Genomic DNA, 17,747 nt, shown 5'->3' with positions numbered 1-17,747 from the left:
TCCCAGCAGGTTATTTTGTCAAAAAAAGAATTTCATAAAACAGCTAAAACCCAATCATAATAACCAGTTCATGCTTTTTGCTATCTAGGTCGGTATTCAATGAATTTAATCTCAAACCAACTAATTTATTGACATTATTCTCAATAAACTTGATTCGAGCTTTAAATATATCGGCGATGGCTACGCCGCGCCGAAGGCATCGCTCTAATATAGAATTGCGTGTCATTGTCTGAAAGCCTTGTTATCATTGGGTTATGGATAATTCCGAAAATTCAAAAAACACCTGCGGAATGTGGGTTTTAAAATATGATTTGAGATGTGGTGCGTTACGCTGTCGCTAACGCACCCTACAATTAAAGCTATTAAACTGTCACCCCTTCCAATTGTTCATCACTCAATTCATACAACTGACGCAATTTTTCTAACTTATCTCCGTCAGCTTGCCATAATCCGCGTCCTGATGCTTCCAACATTCTCCCCAAAATATTTTTAAAAGCTTCGGGATTTGCTTTACGTAATTTTTCCGCCATTTCTGGATCTAAAGCATAGGTATCTGCGGCTTGATCATAAACCCAATCATCTTGAAAATCAGCAGTACCACCCCAACCTATTAACGCCGTCATGCGTTGGGAAATTTCAAAAGCACCACCAGAACCTTGATTAGCCATTGCGTCAGCCCATTTAGGATTTAATAACTTGGTTCTGTATTCCATTCGCAATAAATCATCTAAATTGCGGGGTGTGGTGTCTTTAGAAAAACTTTCGACAAAACTGGCTTGTACTTTTTTGCCGCTTTGTTTTTCTGCGGCTTTTTTCAAACCGCCTGTATTGGCATAATATTCCTGAATATCGGTTAATCCATATTCTACCGAATCTATTTCTTGAATAATGCGATCGCTAGTTTTTAATAAGGTCTGTAATACTTCTGGTCTAGCTTGTCCTTTATCATTTCTACCATAACTAAAGACATTGCGACTTTCCCAAGTATTTCCCAAATCTTCTCCAGATTCCCAATTACCATCAACCACCCTATCATTAACTAAAGAACCAAAATCACCAGAGGGATTAGAAAACAATCTTGCGGAAGAATTTTCCACACCTTGGGCTTTCAAAATCAAAGCGTGTTTTCTGATAAAATTCATTTCCTCCGGTTCATCAATTTCCGCAGCCCGTTGAAATAAATCATCCAATAATTCAATGATATTCACAAAACTATCTCGGAAAATACCCGATAGATTTGCTAACACATCAATACGCGGATGTCCAACCTCAGCCAGAGGTTTTAAATCATATCTAACGATGCGTCCTGTTCCTTCCTTCACAGGTTCAGCACCTACCAATTCCAAGAGAATCCCCAAAGATTCACCCTTAGTTTTAATGGCATCCAAACCCCATAATAAAACTGCTACTGTTTCCGGATATTTCTTATTTTCATCCAAAGATTGAGAAATAATTTTCTTGGCAATTTCCTTACCCCGTTCAAAAGCCGCAGGAGAAGGCATCCGGTAAGGATCTAAAGCGTGAATATTCCTACCCGTCGGTAAAACACCAGCACCATCACGCAACAAATCACCACCAGGTGCAGGAGGAATAAACTCACCATTTAAACCCCGCAAAAGATTTGTTAACTCATCAGTAGATTGATTTAATAACCTTGTAATTTCCTCTTCCTCCTTCTCTCTGTGTTCTCTGTGGCTCTGTGGTTCGTTTCCAAAATAAGCATCCAAATAACCAGTTAACTCCTCATGATTCGGTGCTTCACCTAAAGTATGTAAACCAGAAGAAAAAAGACGATTTTCGAGAACTTGGAGATACTCATACAACTTAACCAAATAATGATCAAAAGCATGATTACTAAACATCCTCACATTTTCCGGTGTAAAGGGAATACCCAACCTTTTAGCATCATCAAAAGGACAATCTACCTCCAAACCAGTATCAACAATTTTTTTACAAATCCCTTCCTTTAACAGATAATTCTTTTCTGGATCTTCCCGATATTCTGCAATTAAATCGCGTAAATTCACCAATTCCTTATATAAACCAGCGCGTCCATAGGGTGGGACATTGTGAGAAATTAATACTCCATAACCACGACGTTTGGCTAAGATTGATTCGGAAGGATTATTTGCGGCATAGATATAGAGATTTGGCAGATTTCCCAAGAGAATATCAGACCAAGAATAGCCAGTATTTCCTAATGGTGAACCGGGCAACCATTCAACGGTTCCGTGCATTCCGAAATGAACAACTGCATCAGCTGCAAATTCATTTTGCAACCATTTATAATAGGCTGCATATTGGGGATGGGGGGTTAAATCTCTTTCAAACATTAACCGCATGGGATCACCTTGAATTCCCAAAGGTGGCTGGACACCTATCCACACATTTCCTAATTGCACACCACCAATATTGAACTCATCATTGTATGTTTTAATGCCGCTACTGGTGAGGTATTTCCATTGTTTTTCAATGCGAGATGTAAAAAGATATCCTAACCATTTTTCTAAGGTTCTGGCATTAACGGTATTTTTATTTTGTGGAGACGTTTCATGAAACGTCTCCACATTCATGGGATTAATTTCATCTGCTTCTTTAATTTGTTGGATTAATACTTCACCATCTTCAGGAATATCACCAACTGTATAACCCTGTGCTTTGAGTGCATTTAGTAATTTAATTAAACTGCGAGGAACGTTTAATAATGCAGCAGTTCCCACTGCACCGTAACCGGGGGGAAACCCATATAAAATAATGGCAATTTTCCGTTGGGAAATAGGTTTTTGGCGGAGAGAAACCCAACTTTTAACTCTATTAGTTAATCGCTGCATTCGTTCAGGAACTAAATAAATTTGTTCACCGACTAAACCACCGAGGGGAATTGTATCAATCGCACCATCTAATTCTGGCAAAGCATACAGTACAACACTTTGCAATCCGCCTACACCTTGGCGCGTCCAAGAGTAAATATCTTGAATTAATAACGGTGCAGCGACGATATAAGGGACATTTTTGGCTGTGAGAATGCGTTTAGCTACTTCCACCTGTCTTCCTGCTTCCATTGAACCAGCCGGACCACCAACTAGGGGAAATCCAATGGTAGAAACTATGGCATCAATTTTTACTGCTTCTGCGGTAAGGGAAGGAGTTTCAATGTTACCTCTTTGACGTTGTTGGGTTTCGTAGTCGCTGGTCATCCAATCTCTGACGGCTACGTGACCTTCTACGCCGTTGATAAAGATGGGTAAGGGAGTTAAACCGGCTTTTTCAAAATAGCGGATCAGTTGGGGAATATAGGGCAATTTGGTGATAACGTGCTTTCGGTAAAGTAAAATACCAATGATTGGGCGCAGGCCCTGCGCCCCTACGTCCTGGTCCCTTTTCCGATACCATTGTAAATATTCACGCGGTGATCTAAAAAACCCTTGATATTCGGGATGTAATAAACCCATGTCGGGGGTTTCGATGGGTGGCGGTATATCTCCAATTTTTAAATCTAAGTATTTTTCCGCAATTGTCCAAAATAAGGCAGCGACGTTTTCTGAACCGCCAGCGTTCCAGTAACCATAGATAATTAACCAGTTACGAAGGTCTTGGACTTTTTGGACTGGGATGAATTTTAATAACTTGGGTCCAATTTTCAGAAAACTGATATAACCGGCGAGTTTGTCTTCTTCTTTACCGTTGCTGAATTTGTCAAGGATGAATTTAATGGGTTTGGGCATTCCTGCGGGTTTGTCACCGATAGCGAATGCTCCTATTTTGGTTAAACTAATTAATTCCAGTGCTGACTCGAAAATGAGACGGATAGGAATATTAGCGACACGCTCTCGCAACCACACAACTTGGTCATAATCGAAGAGTAAACTGCCAAAGAACACATCTGCGTTTTTCAGGGCTGCTTCTACTTCCGTGCTATTGGTGGTAATATTGCGATCGCTAAATACTCGAATATCCAACTCTGGACACCGGGAACTAGCCAAATCAGCCGCTTTTCGGTACAAGTCCACGTTAAACGATTCAAACCCAGCAATCAAGACAATGCGTTTCATGCGCTTTTGCTACGAAATATTTCTTTACATTGATCTTAAACATTTTTGGGGATTAATGGGGGAATCTCTACCTAGAGATTAAAATGATGTCTATGCTTTTTGGAACTAAATTAACCAGTAGCAGACTCTTGGCATAGCAACAAAGTCAATTAAGGAGATAAAAATGAAATTCGGCATTGATATTGGTCACAACTGCCCTCCCGATAGTGGTGCAGGTGGTATTAAATCGGAAGATAAGTTAACAATGGAAGTGGGTAATAAGGTTATTGCTAAATTAGAAAGTTTAGGACATACAGTAATCTCATGCAAACCAAATAGTGCCAGTACAGTAAATCAATCATTAGGTAGCCGGTGCGAAAAAGCCAATAATAACCGAGTAGATTTTTTCGTATCTATTCATTTTAATGCTTTTAATGGACAAGCTAATGGGACAGAAGTATTTGCTATTAGCGACGCTGGCAAAAAAGTTGCCCAAAAGGTATTAGATGAAATTGTCAAATTGGGCTTTTTTAATCGTGGTGTTAAAAGTGGTTCACACCTGTATGTTCTCAAAAGAACAAATATGCCAGGAATTCTCATAGAAGGTTGCTTCATTGATTCTGCCAAAGATATGCAAATATATGATGGTGAAGCAATGGCTAATGCCATAGTTGCCGGGTTAACAGGTAAAGTAGCAAGTACTTCTGTAAATCCTGCTTCTAATGCTCCTGCAAATCCTGTTATAGATGAGGAACAGAATAAAGATAAGAGCATTCTCAGACTACAACAGGCTTTAAATCGGCTGAAAATTACTGATAAAAATAATCGTCCCTTAGTAGAAGATAATGGCATGGGAGCAGCTACATCTTCAGCAACGGAAAAATTCCAGAGAATTGTGGGAGTTTTACCAACAGGAATTGCTAGTAACACTACCTGGGATGCTATCAATCAGATATTAGCTAAACGAGTTATTCAAGGAACTCATGCTAGTGGTGTGATTATCAGATATTTACAATATCGTATAGGTGCTAATCCCGATGGTATTTATGGTTCGCAAACGGAAGCAGCGCTCAAGAAATTTCAACAGCAAAATGGTTTAACGGCTGATGGTATTATTGGGGCAATGACTTGGCAGAAATTGATAGGTTAGGAGCAATTTTTTACCTAATATCTATCCAGACTTCATAAAGGATATTGCTGGCAAATAGGGGGTTTTAAACGGTTATACTCCCTATACTAGTAGTCTGTCAACCCGAAAATGACGGGTGAAGGCAAGCAGGGGGAGAAGAGAGGCAGGGGGGGTAGGGGAGGGAAGAACAGAAGTTTTTTCCGAAGAACTCAACTCGTCTCATTCCCAGTCTCTGACTGTAGTATAAAAGTTCTATGGCTATTATTAGTCCTGAGTTAGCAGCAGCTTTTAATGATGAAACTAAGAGGATGTTTGAAAAGTTTTTAATGTATAAATAAACCCCTCTCCAAACCTCTCCAGTATTAAATGTTATTCCTTTTCCCTCTCCTCTTAGGAGCCTCTTAGGAGAGGGTTAGGGAGAGGTGCGGGGAGAGGCTTTGAAACCCCCATTCCAGCTAAGTAATCTTATTTTATTTACTTAAATTTGTAGGAAAAGTAACGTCTTCATAAACATTAGTTAGAGAACAAGAAAAATTCACACTGTTTAACTCTAATTGTTGATTTACTCTATAGCTATAAAGAACCCATCTTCCTTCAGCATTGCGCCGAAAACAATCAATCCTTTGCCGATTCTGGCTTACTAAAACATATTCTTGTAAAGTGTCTAATTCTTGATAATCACTAAATTTATCACCTCTATCTAAGGCCTCTGTAGAAGGTGATAAAACTTCAATAATTAAACTCGGATATCGTTTAAAATATTCAAATTGTGTATCTCTTGAATCGCAAGTTACCATAATATCAGGATAATAGAAAATATCTAGAGATTCAATTCTCGCTTTCATATCAGCGACATAAAGACGGCATCCTGTACCACGAATATGATTTCTTAAAAGGGCGACTAAGTTAGCGGTAATTGTCACATGGGCATCACTAGCACCAGCCATTGCGTAAATTTGCCCTTGGATATATTCATGTTTAATAGGGCTGGATTTTTCAGCTTCTAAATATTCTTCTGGGGAAAGATAGGGGTGAGATTGGCTAAGAGTCATATTAGAAAACTTTTATATTGATTATTTAGATAATATCATATATTGTGTTACAATGTTAGTTGGAATTGAGGTTAAAAATATGACTCACATAACATCAAAAAAAGTAGTAAGAAGAGGAAGAATTTTTCCTGAATTGACTATATCACCAGAAGAATTAGCCAAACGAGAAGCAGAAGATGAAATATTTTATCAACGTTGTCGGGCAATTTTTGAGCGTGTCCGTCCTCAATATATCGAAAGTCACTATGGTTGGTATATTTCCATAGAACCAAATAGTGGGGAATATTTAATTGATCAGGATAGAATGCAATCTCATAAAAGAATGTTGGAAAAATATCCTCAAGCTAGACACTTCGTTTTTTGTTTGAATGAAACGGGGACAACTGGCACAATATGATAGATGGTTATTTTGGAGAAAATGGGCAATTATTTTTTGAGATTGAATTAGTTACTGATGATGGCTTAAATCTTCCTATAGATGCCCTATTTGATACGGGATTTGCAGGTTTTATGGCTGTTAATACACAAGATTTAAATGGATTAGAATGGGTGTATAGTGGGGAGGAAATTTTACGGACTGCGAAAGGTGAATCAAAATTTCAGATTTATTTAGGTCAAGTGATATTAGACGGAAAGCAGTATCAAATTCCTGTGAACGTGGGTAAAGGTATTAATGAAATTTTATTGGGTTCTGAGTGGTTGAAGTTGTTGCGTTTGGTGGTGGATTTTCCAGAGGGTATTTTAACTTTGGGATAATTTTTTATTTCGCGCAAAGATACAAAGGAGCAAAGGCGCAAAGGAAGAGAAGTGTTATAAAATATATATAGTTCCAATACCAGGATAAATCATGACTATTCAAATTAATGCTCCTCCTGCTATTGATTATGCACCTCTGGAATTACAAGGGGAATTAATCGCTATGCAAGAATTAACTATTGAGGAGTTATTAACTATTGCTCAAAGTCGAGTTCCAGAAAGTCAGCAAGAATTACATTTACAACTTTTAGAAAAAAATCAAAATAATCAATTAAGTGAATCTGATAGATTATTATTGAAATCGCTGCGAGTGAGTGCTGATTATTTAATGTTGAAAAAAGCCTATGCCTATGCACTTTTAAAGTGGAAAGGTTATTCTCTTCCAGATTTTGAGCAATTAGTATAATACCAGTGTCATCTATTTCTAAATCTCTTCGTCAACAAGTTATTAATGAGGCGAGCTATAGATGTGAATATTGTCGCACATCTAGCCGTTTAACAGGTATGCCTTTAGTTATGGATCATATTTTGCCTAGTTCTTTAGGGGGAAATGATGAGCGAGAAAATTTAGCTGCTTGTTGTTATCGTTGTAATGAGTTTAAAGGAGCGAAAATAACAGCTAATGATCCTGTAACGAATGAATCTGTATCTTTGTTTAATGCTCGTCTACAAAGATGGTTAGAGACTTCCAAGAAATAAATTATCCCAAGAAACGAACCACAGAGGCACAGAGTACACAGAGAGAGAATTTTTGCATCAGTTTTGGGACATTTTTTTATTTGGAAGTCTCTTAGATCATTTTCAATGGGCAAATGGTGGTACTCATATTATTGGGATAACTGCTATTGGCAGAGGTACGGTTTTAGCTTTACGATTAAATAATGAAGATGTTGTCCAAGCTAGGGCTATTTGGATTGGTTTAAGTTGGCATCCTCCTAATGATTAATGATGGGGATTTTTGGGGTTTTTATTTCGCGCAAAGAAAAAATGAAACCCCAAACAAAGGTTTTTGTAATCTTACCTATTGACAAATGATAAGGGTTACGTATAATAGTACGTAATATTATATTCATATTAAGTCAGCGTTTCTGGAAAACGCAGGTATCATGTCAATGGCAATTTTTAGCAATGCTTACTCAGATGAGTTAGTGACAGCTACTGAGTTAAATCGTCAACCTGGAAAGGTTTTAGATAAGGCTTATGAACACCCAATTACTATTACTAGAAATGACCAATCTTTTGCGCTGTTGCGTCGTGAGGATGTGGCTTATTTAGTGAAAGGTGTAACACAAAGTAAGGCGGTTTTTGAGGTATTATCGTTGGCGTTTCGGTTATTGTTGGGTCAAGAAATTGGTTATGAACATCCTTATGGTTGGTTGCGGGTTTTTGATGCTGATGAATTGCAAGAGTTTATTAAAGAAGTGAGTGAGGCTTTTCGTTTAACTGATACTTCTAATGAGGCTTGGGATTTGATTGATGCTACTATTCATGAATGGCATGAAAGTGCAATAGCTATTATTAGTCCTGAGTTGGCAGCAGCTTTTAATGATGAAAATAAAGAGGGGAAATCATGTTAAAATTTATGTTCAAATAATGATAAAAGTTGCAATTAAGCACAATTTAAGTTAAAATAATAAGTTAGATTTCAAGTTAATAATATGACTCACATAACATCAAAAAAAGTGGTAAGAAGAGGAAGAATTTTCCCTGAACTAACTATACCACCAGAAGAATTAGCTAGACGAGAAGCGGAAGATGAAATATTTTATCAACGTTGTCGGGCAATTTTTGAGCGTGTCCGTTCTGAATATATTGAAAGTCACTATGGCTGGTATATTGCCATAGAACCAGATAGTGGAGAATACTTTCTTGATCAAGATAATATTCAAGCTCATAAAAAAGTCCATGAAAAATATCCAAAGGCTAAAAATTATGTGTTTTGCTTAAATGAAACAGGAACGACTGGGAGAATATGATTCAGGGAAATTTTGGTAGTGAGGGGCAGCTATTTTTTGAGCTTGATTTGATTACTGCTGATGGATTAAATCTACCTGTGGATGCGATGTTAGATACAGGATTTACCAAGTTTATGGCAATTAATACTCAAGATTTGGATGGACTTGATTGGGTTTTTCTTGGTAATGAACCTATGCAAACAGCACAAGGTGAATCAAGGTTTAATATCTATTTAGGTAAGGTAATATTGGATGGTAAGGAATATGAAATTCCTGTTCATGTGGGGGATAATATTACAGAAGTTTTATTAGGTTCTGAATGGTTGAAGTTTTTGCGTTTGGTTGTGGATTTTCCAGAGGGTATTTTGACTTTGGGATAATTTTTTATTTCGCGCAAAGGCGCAAAGGAGAAATCATGAATATCCAAATTAAACCGGAATTAGAGCAAATTATTCAAGCGCAAATTGCTACGGGTAGATATACAAATCCTGAAGATGTAATTAGTAAGGCTTTGAAGTTACTTTTGGAGTGGGATAAGGGTTATCAAAATTGGGTGGAAGAAACACGGGAAAAGGTTGATATTGCTATTGAACAATTGGATAGAGGTGAAGGTATTGATGGAGATGTTGTGATTTCACAATTGCGGGATAAGTTGCGTCAATCGAGAGAGATACAAGGATGAAAATACATATTATCTCTCCAGAAGCTAGTCGGGATTTATCAGAAATTATTGATTATTTTACAAATAGAAATATTGATGCTGGAGAGCGTTTTGTTGATGAGTTTGAGAAGAAATGTAAATATTTAGCTAATTTCCCCAATATGGGGCGTAGCTATGAATATATTAGGGTTGATTTGCGGGGTGTTCCTTTGGATGGTTATGTTATTTTTTATCGAGTTATTAATGGTGGGATTGAAATTGTGCGTGTAGTTAGTGGTTATCGAAATCTGGAATCTTTGTTTACAGAATCAATGGATGATTGAAATACAAAAATCTAACCCACTGCAAAACCAGTAAATTCCCTCACAAAAGGAGATTTAAAACCTAAAACTATATCGGTTTTTGGTACTCCTAATTCTACCAGTTCACTAGCTACACCTTCTTCAGTTAAATCTCTCTGAATCCAGATTTTTCCATCTCTAATATCTACATGAATAACTGTACCATAAGCCCTTTCGTTATTCTGCCATCCTACATGAACTACTAAATAACTATTTCTTTCACAATCAAAAATTAACTCCTTTTCTGTTCCTTCTGATCTATGATTTTCGGTATGTCTTGCTAACACGGTTTTTACTAATTCAGGATAATTCATTCCTTCCATAAAACAATCTCCTGTTTAATAATTTCAAAAATCAATAATTTTAATTTATGTTCAGCAATTATTTCTTGAATAAAGGGAATTAGAAAAAACTCTTTGTATATGTCATTACCAATTGCTAGATATAAAATGCGGTTGGGTTCTTTTTTTCTTAAAACAGTACGATAATTAAGTGTTTGTCCTAAAGCTGTATGAAATTCAGTAACTTCAGATTGTCCTAAAAAAGATTTTACCTCAACTGCTATTTTTTGACCTTCTTTTTCTGCTCCTAATAGTCTTTCTGCTCCTAAATCAATTCTAAAGTCAAGACCATCTACTGTAAATATTAAAGGATCATGAGTAATTAACCAACCATCTTTTTCTAAAGCTAACCTAACTGCATTGTGAAAAAAATCTTTCGCTGACATACAAACATAAAGCCATATTTGCTATCTTAGATTATACCTCATTTTTTAGGTAATGCTTTTATGTTATACTCGTAGGTTGGGTTAAGCAAAGCGCAACCCAACGCAATAAATATTTTACCAACTATTGAAATAGTTCTGAGTAGGTTTCTTGAAGAATAGCGAGATATAAGCAGCGTTCAGGTTCTAAGTGTGTGAGAATGTTGTAATATAAGATACATTACCCTAAAGCGTTTTCTATGTCTGTGACTGAAAAAGCACCTATAAAGCTTTTAATGTCAGAAGTAGCTTGACAGTTTTGATATGAAATGTGATAATAATTACAAACTTGCTCATTAAACTATTACGCTTAGAAAGTTGAAAAGTCATCATTTATTAAAATCTGAATCTTCCGAATCCATCAGCAATGTTAATAATCTGATTGATAATCTTCACAAAAGAGTCCCCTGGACAACGATGAAAGTAATACTGAATATCTGTGGAATATCACCAGGTCATGGAGTTGATAAAACTATCCAAAAGTTACTCGATGAACATAATAAAATAGAAAATATTGAAAATTATGATAAATTAAAAGATTTATATTCTGATTACTTATTAGTTGGTCAAAAAGCTGTTAAACTATTTTCTGTTGAAACAGAAATTATTGAAAAATTAATCATATTATTTCAATCTTATCAAGTTGAAAAAAATGTTTTCCTAGAGAGTTATCCCTTTTTGCTCAAAGAAGAAAAATTAAAAGAAACGGATTTATTACCAAAGCTTGTTCATATTAAAGATACAGATGATAATTTATCATTGGTATTCTGTACTAGACGTTCTTTTACGGAGCGTACACCGATTAATACTGAAAAATTGAGTAATGAATTTAGGAGTGAACTAAACAAAGTTTTAAATAATTATGACGAAATTTTTGCTATAAAACATTGTATTAGACAATTTTTTAATGTAGTTGTTATCTGGAAGAAAAAGAAATTTATAGAAATTAGAGTTGACATTGCTAATGGAATTTCATCACAGGAACGTGGCACAGCTTTTGTTGAAACCGTAGAGCAGTTTAACTGCTTAGTAAAAGAAAGAATAGGAGTTGACACACTTTTAAAAGAATGTATTAACTTTTTTCCACTTATTGATAATTTATATAAATCTAATAGTGAGGGAAAAGTTTGTGAAATCACTTTTACTACTGATGAAGGTTCTATTAAATCTGCAAAAATGCGACGACGTGACGTTGATATTAGAAATGAAATGTATCATCAAGCTGGTATAGCAGCAGTGCATCATATTACTCTCTATCGTCTTGCAATTTCATGGTCTTATAAAATCACAGAAAAGATCACTTCTCACATAGAGCTTTTTTTACCGGGAAAATTAATTTCTTTAAGCGCTACTGAGCAAATCCTTGAAGAAGTTATAATAGAGAAATGTAGTGTCATAGAAGAATATAACTTTATTTTTGATAGAATAATCACTTACCTTAACAATGCTCAGTAGTCAAGAACATATCAAAAATCAAATTTATGAAGATTGGGGTGATAAACCACAGTCACAAATTTGTCTTGAACTACTAGACTACTTACTGCGTGTAGCAGCTAATAGGTTAGTACATATAACTTATGGTAGTCTAAAGCAAGTCATAAATAAGAACTATACAGATAGTGATATTTTACAAGCAATCCAATACTTGTCTTGTGATCGCACAAATTTACTAGAGACTAATTTTGAACTAATTGAAAATGATGAAAATATTTATCCACTATCAAAAACTGAAGTAAGTATTGCCCAAAACACAGGGGAACTTATTCACCCAGAAACGGGAAAATTAGTCCCTGACTTCCACGAAAAAGTCTTTATGTATTTTAAACCAAGCTCTTTAATTAAAAATATTATTAAGTAAATAATGTCAATACAGAAATTAAGTTTACTTGAATTACAACAATTTGAAGATAACATCCCAGAACTCAGAGGTTTTATATCAAGAATTTTGGCAGAAACATATGATGACTTTATCAAAGCTATTTATAAAGATATTGATAGAATCATTTATTTAATGCAAGAAAATCCTGAACTTTACACCGATAATAAAGAAGATAGATTGACAGTAGAAATAAAAAACCAATTGTGCTGTATGGGATATGCAGCCTCGCACGATTCAAAAATTGGTGGTCATGCTGATTTAGTTATAAGAAAGAAAGAATATATATGGATTGGTGAGGCAAAAATTCATAGCAGTTATGACTATTTATGGGAAGGTTTTCAACAACTTAATACTCGATACTCAACTGGAGACTCTAATCAAAAAGATGGTGGATTATTGATTTACGTCTTTGTTCAAAATACGGAATCTGTTATGACAAAATGGCAAACTCATTTAGCTGATCAGAAATTAATAGGTTACACATATATTTGTTGTCCAAATAGAGAGTTATGTTTCTTTTCAACTCATCAACATGATAGAACAGGTAAACTGTTCAGAGTTAGACATATGCCAGTTATACTTCACTTCAATCCTAAAGATAAAAGTGCAGAACAAAGAAAAACAAAAACGCCTATCCCTGAAAAAACTAACTAATCATCAAGTTACCAAAATCCAACAATTGAATAAAAAATCTAAACTGATGCAAAATCAGTAAACTTAATTCATGAAATTAAATTTAATCAATCTTGGTGCGTTACGCTTCGCTAACACACCCTACTGTCTGAATCAGGATTTCCAGGATTTAAGGATTTACAGGATGAAGAGAAAATTAATCTTTAAAATCGGGAATATTACCAGATAAATATTCACACAAAATCCTGTAAATCCTCTAATCCTGGGTATCCTGATTCAGACAAAAAATATTTGTAATCTAAACAAACCAATTCTCATTCTATCCTCCCTCTGCGCTCTCTGCGTCTCTGCGGTTCGTTAAAAAAAGGGATAAGCCCAAAAGCCTATCCCCAAAAAATCAACTAATTAATGATTTACGTTCCAGACATCCAAGAATTGGTATAGTCAATTTGCGCTGCTGTCAAACTATCAATGAAAATGCCCATAGCTTGCAACTTCAAGCGAGCAATTTCTTCATCCACATCTCTAGGAATAGAGTGCAAACCAGCAGCTAAACTACCCTTATGCTTCACCAGGTATTCAACAGCCAAAGCTTGGTTAGCAAAACTCATATCCATAACTGCGCTGGGGTGTCCTTCAGCAGCAGCCAAATTAATCAAACGTCCTTGTCCGAGAACAACAACGGATTTACCATTTGTCAATTTATACTCTTCAGTGAAAGGACGGACATCCTTGATTTCCTTAGCATTAGCAGCTAAGTATTTCAAATCAAGTTCCAAATCAAAGTGACCAGAGTTACAAACGATCGCACCGTCTTTCATCACATCGAAGTGTTCACCCCGAACGACGTGCTTGTTACCTGTGACAGTAATGAAGATATCACCGTGAGGCGCTGCTTCTGCCATTGGTAGCACGCGGAAACCATCCATAACGGCTTCAATAGCCTTGATGTGGTCAATTTCGGTAACGATGACATTTGCACCCATACCACGGGCGCGGAGGGCTGTTCCCTTACCACACCAGCCATAACCGACAACGACAACAGTTTTACCAGCTAACAAAATATTTGTAGCGCGAATAATCCCGTCTAAGGTAGATTGACCAGTACCATAGCGGTTATCAAAGAAGTGCTTGGTGTCTGCGTCGTTGACGTTCATCGCAGGGAATGTAAGAACGCCTTCGTTAAACATGGCGCGTAACCGCACGATACCTGTAGTGGTTTCTTCGGTGCTACCAATTAAATCAGCGATTTGGTTTTGACGGTGTTGAACCAATTCTGCTACCACGTCGCTACCGTCATCAACAATGATGTTGGGGCGGTGATCTAAAGCTATTTGGACGTGACGGCTATAGGTAGCGGCATCTTCGCCTTTTTGAGCAAATACGGCAATACCATGATCAGCTACAAGACTTGCAGCTACGTCATCTTGAGTTGATAAAGGGTTACTAGCAATTAAAACTGCATCAGCACCACCGGCTTTGAGGGCGATCGCTAAATGTGCAGTTTCTGTGGTGACGTGGGCGCAAGCTGAAATACGCAATCCAGCAAAGGGCTTTTCTTTCTCAAAGCGATCGCGGATTTGCTTCAATACGGGCATTTCTCTTCCAGCCCATTCAATCCGTTGTCTTCCCAAGGGAGCGAGGGCGAGGTCTTTAACCTCGTGCTTTAATATGGGAGTTGTTGCAATCATGAAAATTATCCTCTAAAAAATGAAACAGGTCTATAAACCTTTACGTACTTTAACAATATTTTCTGACAACTAGCCATATTTTCTCGTAAATACTGATTCCCGATTTATCAGCAAAAGTAATTTTGCCAATTATATGCCGAAATATATCAGATTTGATATAGTAAAAATATGGAAAAAACTGATAAACCTCTAGTTTTATTACATGGATAAGTTCAGAAGTTAAGTACAAATCATGAGAGAACAAACCACGAAGGAACGAAGAAAACGAAGAAAAGAGGGTTTCAGAGATATTTTGTGTAAGTCATAAGATAGTCAACCCAGAATTGCTAATGCTGAAAATGGAGATGATTCTGTTTCCATTGAGTTATTAATACGTGCAATGTTAGCTACTGGTGCAACTCCCCAGGATATCGGCCAGATAATTGCTAGTGTGCAGGGGTGAGAGTATTTTCTAAGTTAATGAAGCCAAAGTTTGTATCAACAGATGAGATTCTTTACCAATATCACCTTGTAATAAAAATTGATACCATTGTTGTAACTGTTGCCGAGCTAAAGTATAAAGCGGATCATCAATACCTGAGTGAAAAAGTTCTATTATCGCCTGTCTTTGAGTCTTTCCCCGTCCTAAAATCCTCAACCAGAGAGTGGAAATATCTATAGGTAGTTCATTTGTAACAACGATAGTAGTAGAAAAAATTGCAGGTAAATTATAAACACCTGGAATATTCACAGCAGATGATTTAATTCCAAATCCTTGAAAATGGTCAGGAAAAATAGAGGGAACGATGATCAATTGAGTTTTATTATCATCCTCTTCCGATTTTTCCCGATCTATATCTTTTAAAGTTTCATTTACAGGAATAATCCCGCCATTAGTTTCACTTGTCCACGTTAAAAAATGATTTATACAGTTTCTTACTTCCTGCGTGTTTGGTGTCCAGCGTAGAGGTTGAATAATACAGGGAGTTGAAGTAAGTTCTCCCAATAATCCCAAGGATATCCTAGATTTATTAATATCAGGTTCAAACAATACATCCACTATTTTTGCTTCCGCCACCACTTCGGGACTAACTAATATATTAGGGTTATTAGTAAAGAGTGTTTCTATATATGTACGTTCCCAACCAAATCGAGAAGGATGTTTATAGACTCTTAATTTAGGGTTGCGGGGAATAAGTTCATTCAGGAAAACATTACCATAATTACTAAGTAGTGCAGAAAGGTAATTTTGGGCAAAAATCACAAAAGATGGTCGAGACATAGGAAATTTTTCAAAAATATTATTTCTAAGATATTATACATTTAATTAGCCATATTTTATCATAAATACCTATTAGCTAGTAGATACTACCTTTATCTTCAATATAAGTAAGATTAAGACCTGATCTAACTTTTGGCTTTTTCATCCTTCTCTGATAAGACTATAGCAACCTTGCGAATTACCCAAGGAGGTATTTGAGTGCTAGTTCAATTTTTAGCTATTACGGGTTCAATGATCATATCTATTGCACCTATACCTAAAGCTACAACCCAAACTCCAGAGAATTTACACAAAACTGCATTTATCAAAACAGCATTAACCCAACCACAACCAGAAACGCAAACTCAATTTTTCCAACAAGTTGGTATTGCTACTGCTAGTACCATCACTATGATGATTATGAGTTGGGGAGTCCGTCGTTTCCAAAAACGTTTAAGTAATAATTTACTAAAATCATTTGAGTCTAATTCCTTAGATGATCAACCCATTACCAAATTAATTAATCAACAACAGCAACATCTTCAAGAAGTTAAAACCAGACTATTTCAACTTGCACAAGCTGGAATTTGGGTCAGTGGTAATTTAATTATTTTAGGACTATTTCCTGCTACCCAAGCCTTACAAATTGGGATTCTCACCATTGCCAAAATTCCCATCAAATTAATTATTGTTGGTGTGGGAACGTATGTCATAGTCCGGTTTACTTATGCTATCATCGATCATTTTACCTCTACCATCATTAGTGGTGGAGCATTACTAACTCCAGAAACTTCCGAACGTCTACAATTGAGAATATCCACATTTTCCGGTGTCACTAAAAGTATCACCACCATTATTTGGGTAGGTGCGGGAATTTTAATGTCCTTAATTGCCTTGGGAATAAATATTGTTCCTCTTCTGGCTGGTGCCGGTTTGGTCGGTGTGGCTATATCTCTCGCTTCCCAAAACTTAATCAAAGACGCAATTAACGGCTTTCTAATTATTTTTGAAGATCAATATGCTCTGGGTGATATGATTACCGTCGGCACTGTGGGCGGTTTGGTGGAAAAGTTGAATCTACGAATGACTCAAGTTCGAGATTCAGAAGGGCGTTTAATTACCATTCCCAATAGTGAAGTCAAGATTGTAGCTAATCTCTCCAGCCGCTGGTCACGGGCTGATTTAAGTATTCCGATTTCTTATCAAGCTGATGTAGACAAAGCTTTACAATTAATTGAAAATGTGGGTTTGGAGATGAGTCAAGATCCCGAATGGCAACATCAAATTCTGGAAAAGCCGAATGTTTTAGGAGTCGAACATTTTAGCGATCGCGGTATCATGATTCGCGTCTTAATCAAAACTCAGCCCCTCAAGCAATGGACTGTAGCCAGAGAATACCGTCGTCGTCTCAAAATTTCCTTAGACGCAGCCGGAATTTATATTCCCGTACCCCAACAAGCCAATTGGGTTACTGAATTTTAGCCTAAACAAGTTCAAAAATTTTCTAGTTATTCAGTCATCAAAAGAAAACTTTTGCTATGAGACTGGGAATATAGCTAAGGCCACGCTACGCTATCATCATCTCGTTCCTAGTAGTTCGTCAAATTTATTTTGAC

Annotated in this window: 23 protein-coding genes; 15 read left to right on the top strand and 8 right to left on the bottom strand. The window is 36.5% G+C overall.

Going from position 1 to position 17,747, the window contains the following annotated elements:
- Positions 1–43: 43 nt before the first annotated feature.
- The gene (locus tag AN486_RS04670) at positions 44–226 is read right to left on the bottom strand and encodes a hypothetical protein (protein WP_152608850.1); all 183 of its coding nucleotides are present in this window, start codon (positions 224–226) and stop codon (positions 44–46) included.
- Between the two features lie 136 nt (positions 227–362).
- Complete coding sequence (bchH, locus tag AN486_RS04665; protein ID WP_290599466.1) at positions 363–4,052, bottom strand: magnesium chelatase subunit H; 3,690 nt, start codon at positions 4,050–4,052, stop codon at positions 363–365.
- A 163-nt stretch (positions 4,053–4,215) separates the two neighbouring features.
- Here bchH and AN486_RS04660 point away from each other — a divergent pair, with 163 nt between their 5' ends.
- A complete protein-coding gene (locus tag AN486_RS04660; protein ID WP_053540997.1) occupies positions 4,216–5,181 on the top strand; it encodes an N-acetylmuramoyl-L-alanine amidase in 966 nt (321 codons plus the stop codon).
- Between the two features lie 449 nt (positions 5,182–5,630).
- Here the strand turns inward: AN486_RS04660 and AN486_RS04655 are convergent, their stop codons facing one another.
- Complete coding sequence (locus tag AN486_RS04655; protein ID WP_027402916.1) at positions 5,631–6,212, bottom strand: Uma2 family endonuclease; 582 nt, start codon at positions 6,210–6,212, stop codon at positions 5,631–5,633.
- A 79-nt stretch (positions 6,213–6,291) separates the two neighbouring features.
- Here AN486_RS04655 and AN486_RS04650 point away from each other — a divergent pair, with 79 nt between their 5' ends.
- The 10 genes from AN486_RS04650 (at position 6,292) to AN486_RS04605 (ending at position 9,907) form a co-directional block, all read left to right on the top strand.
- Positions 6,292–6,609 carry a hypothetical protein gene (locus AN486_RS04650; protein WP_053541404.1) on the top strand — a complete coding sequence of 106 codons (318 nt, stop codon included), beginning with the start codon at positions 6,292–6,294 and terminating at the stop codon, positions 6,607–6,609.
- A complete protein-coding gene (locus tag AN486_RS04645) occupies positions 6,606–6,968 on the top strand; it encodes an aspartyl protease (RefSeq protein WP_053540998.1) in 363 nt (120 codons plus the stop codon). The genes AN486_RS04650 and AN486_RS04645 overlap by 4 nt, the downstream gene beginning before the upstream one ends.
- A 91-nt stretch (positions 6,969–7,059) precedes the next feature.
- Positions 7,060–7,374, top strand: a complete 315-nt coding sequence (locus AN486_RS04640) for a hypothetical protein (protein WP_053540999.1) — start codon at positions 7,060–7,062, stop codon at positions 7,372–7,374.
- A 5-nt stretch (positions 7,375–7,379) separates the two neighbouring features.
- On the top strand, positions 7,380–7,667 hold the full coding sequence (locus AN486_RS04635; RefSeq protein WP_234413254.1) for an HNH endonuclease signature motif containing protein: 288 nt from the start codon (positions 7,380–7,382) through the stop codon (positions 7,665–7,667).
- Between the two features lie 52 nt (positions 7,668–7,719).
- On the top strand, positions 7,720–7,914 hold the full coding sequence (locus tag AN486_RS04630; RefSeq protein ID WP_228043854.1) for a hypothetical protein: 195 nt from the start codon (positions 7,720–7,722) through the stop codon (positions 7,912–7,914).
- Between the two features lie 160 nt (positions 7,915–8,074).
- Positions 8,075–8,545, top strand: coding sequence for a hypothetical protein (locus tag AN486_RS04625; RefSeq protein ID WP_290599465.1), 471 nt, complete (start codon positions 8,075–8,077; stop codon positions 8,543–8,545).
- Between the two features lie 81 nt (positions 8,546–8,626).
- Entirely contained in the window at positions 8,627–8,944 is a 318-nt protein-coding gene (locus AN486_RS04620; RefSeq protein ID WP_290599464.1) for a hypothetical protein, read from the top strand.
- Positions 8,941–9,303 carry an aspartyl protease gene (locus AN486_RS04615; RefSeq protein ID WP_290599463.1) on the top strand — a complete coding sequence of 121 codons (363 nt, stop codon included), beginning with the start codon at positions 8,941–8,943 and terminating at the stop codon, positions 9,301–9,303. The genes AN486_RS04620 and AN486_RS04615 overlap by 4 nt, the downstream gene beginning before the upstream one ends.
- Positions 9,304–9,338: 35 nt before the next feature.
- Positions 9,339–9,605, top strand: a complete 267-nt coding sequence (locus tag AN486_RS04610; protein ID WP_290599462.1) for a type II toxin-antitoxin system ParD family antitoxin — start codon at positions 9,339–9,341, stop codon at positions 9,603–9,605.
- A complete protein-coding gene (locus AN486_RS04605) occupies positions 9,602–9,907 on the top strand; it encodes a type II toxin-antitoxin system RelE/ParE family toxin (RefSeq protein ID WP_290599461.1) in 306 nt (101 codons plus the stop codon). The genes AN486_RS04610 and AN486_RS04605 overlap by 4 nt, the downstream gene beginning before the upstream one ends.
- Positions 9,908–9,918: 11 nt before the next feature.
- On the opposite strand, the gene AN486_RS04600 is transcribed toward AN486_RS04605, so the two are convergent.
- The 3 genes from AN486_RS04600 to AN486_RS26615 form a co-directional block, all read right to left on the bottom strand.
- Positions 9,919–10,248 carry a XisI protein gene (locus AN486_RS04600; protein ID WP_290599460.1) on the bottom strand — a complete coding sequence of 110 codons (330 nt, stop codon included), beginning with the start codon at positions 10,246–10,248 and terminating at the stop codon, positions 9,919–9,921.
- Positions 10,236–10,652 carry a XisH family protein gene (locus tag AN486_RS04595; RefSeq protein WP_290599459.1) on the bottom strand — a complete coding sequence of 139 codons (417 nt, stop codon included), beginning with the start codon at positions 10,650–10,652 and terminating at the stop codon, positions 10,236–10,238. The genes AN486_RS04600 and AN486_RS04595 overlap by 13 nt, the downstream gene beginning before the upstream one ends.
- Before the next feature lie 121 nt (positions 10,653–10,773).
- Positions 10,774–10,866: a hypothetical protein gene (locus tag AN486_RS26615; protein WP_367142422.1), complete on the bottom strand. Its 93-nt coding sequence runs from the start codon at positions 10,864–10,866 to the stop codon at positions 10,774–10,776.
- Between the two features lie 140 nt (positions 10,867–11,006).
- Between AN486_RS26615 and AN486_RS04590 the strand changes: the two genes are divergently transcribed.
- From AN486_RS04590 to AN486_RS04580, 3 genes are read left to right on the top strand one after another with little or no spacing between them, the layout of a single operon-like run.
- Positions 11,007–12,143, top strand: coding sequence for a hypothetical protein (locus AN486_RS04590; RefSeq protein ID WP_290599458.1), 1,137 nt, complete (start codon positions 11,007–11,009; stop codon positions 12,141–12,143).
- Positions 12,133–12,546, top strand: a complete 414-nt coding sequence (locus tag AN486_RS04585) for a hypothetical protein (RefSeq protein ID WP_290599457.1) — start codon at positions 12,133–12,135, stop codon at positions 12,544–12,546. The genes AN486_RS04590 and AN486_RS04585 overlap by 11 nt, the downstream gene beginning before the upstream one ends.
- Before the next feature lie 3 nt (positions 12,547–12,549).
- Positions 12,550–13,221, top strand: a complete 672-nt coding sequence (locus AN486_RS04580; protein ID WP_290599456.1) for a hypothetical protein — start codon at positions 12,550–12,552, stop codon at positions 13,219–13,221.
- 392 nt (positions 13,222–13,613) lie between these two features.
- Here AN486_RS04580 and ahcY read toward each other — a convergent pair whose 3' ends face one another.
- Both ahcY and AN486_RS04570 read right to left on the bottom strand, forming a co-directional pair.
- Positions 13,614–14,891, bottom strand: coding sequence for an adenosylhomocysteinase (ahcY, locus tag AN486_RS04575; RefSeq protein WP_290599455.1), 1,278 nt, complete (start codon positions 14,889–14,891; stop codon positions 13,614–13,616).
- Positions 14,892–15,342: 451 nt separating this feature from the next.
- Positions 15,343–16,152 (bottom strand): hypothetical protein, encoded by an 810-nt coding sequence (locus AN486_RS04570; RefSeq protein ID WP_053541013.1) that lies wholly within the window; start codon positions 16,150–16,152, stop codon positions 15,343–15,345.
- 198 nt (positions 16,153–16,350) lie between these two features.
- On the opposite strand from AN486_RS04570, the gene AN486_RS04565 reads away from it, so the two are divergent.
- A complete protein-coding gene (locus tag AN486_RS04565; RefSeq protein WP_027402898.1) occupies positions 16,351–17,613 on the top strand; it encodes a mechanosensitive ion channel family protein in 1,263 nt (420 codons plus the stop codon).
- Positions 17,614–17,747 lie beyond the last annotated feature (134 nt).

The sequence above is a fragment of the Anabaena sp. AL93 genome, assembly GCF_001672085.1.
Lineage (GTDB): Bacteria > Cyanobacteriota > Cyanobacteriia > Cyanobacteriales > Nostocaceae > Dolichospermum > Dolichospermum heterosporum.
This window is presented reverse-complemented; position numbering and strand designations above follow the sequence as displayed.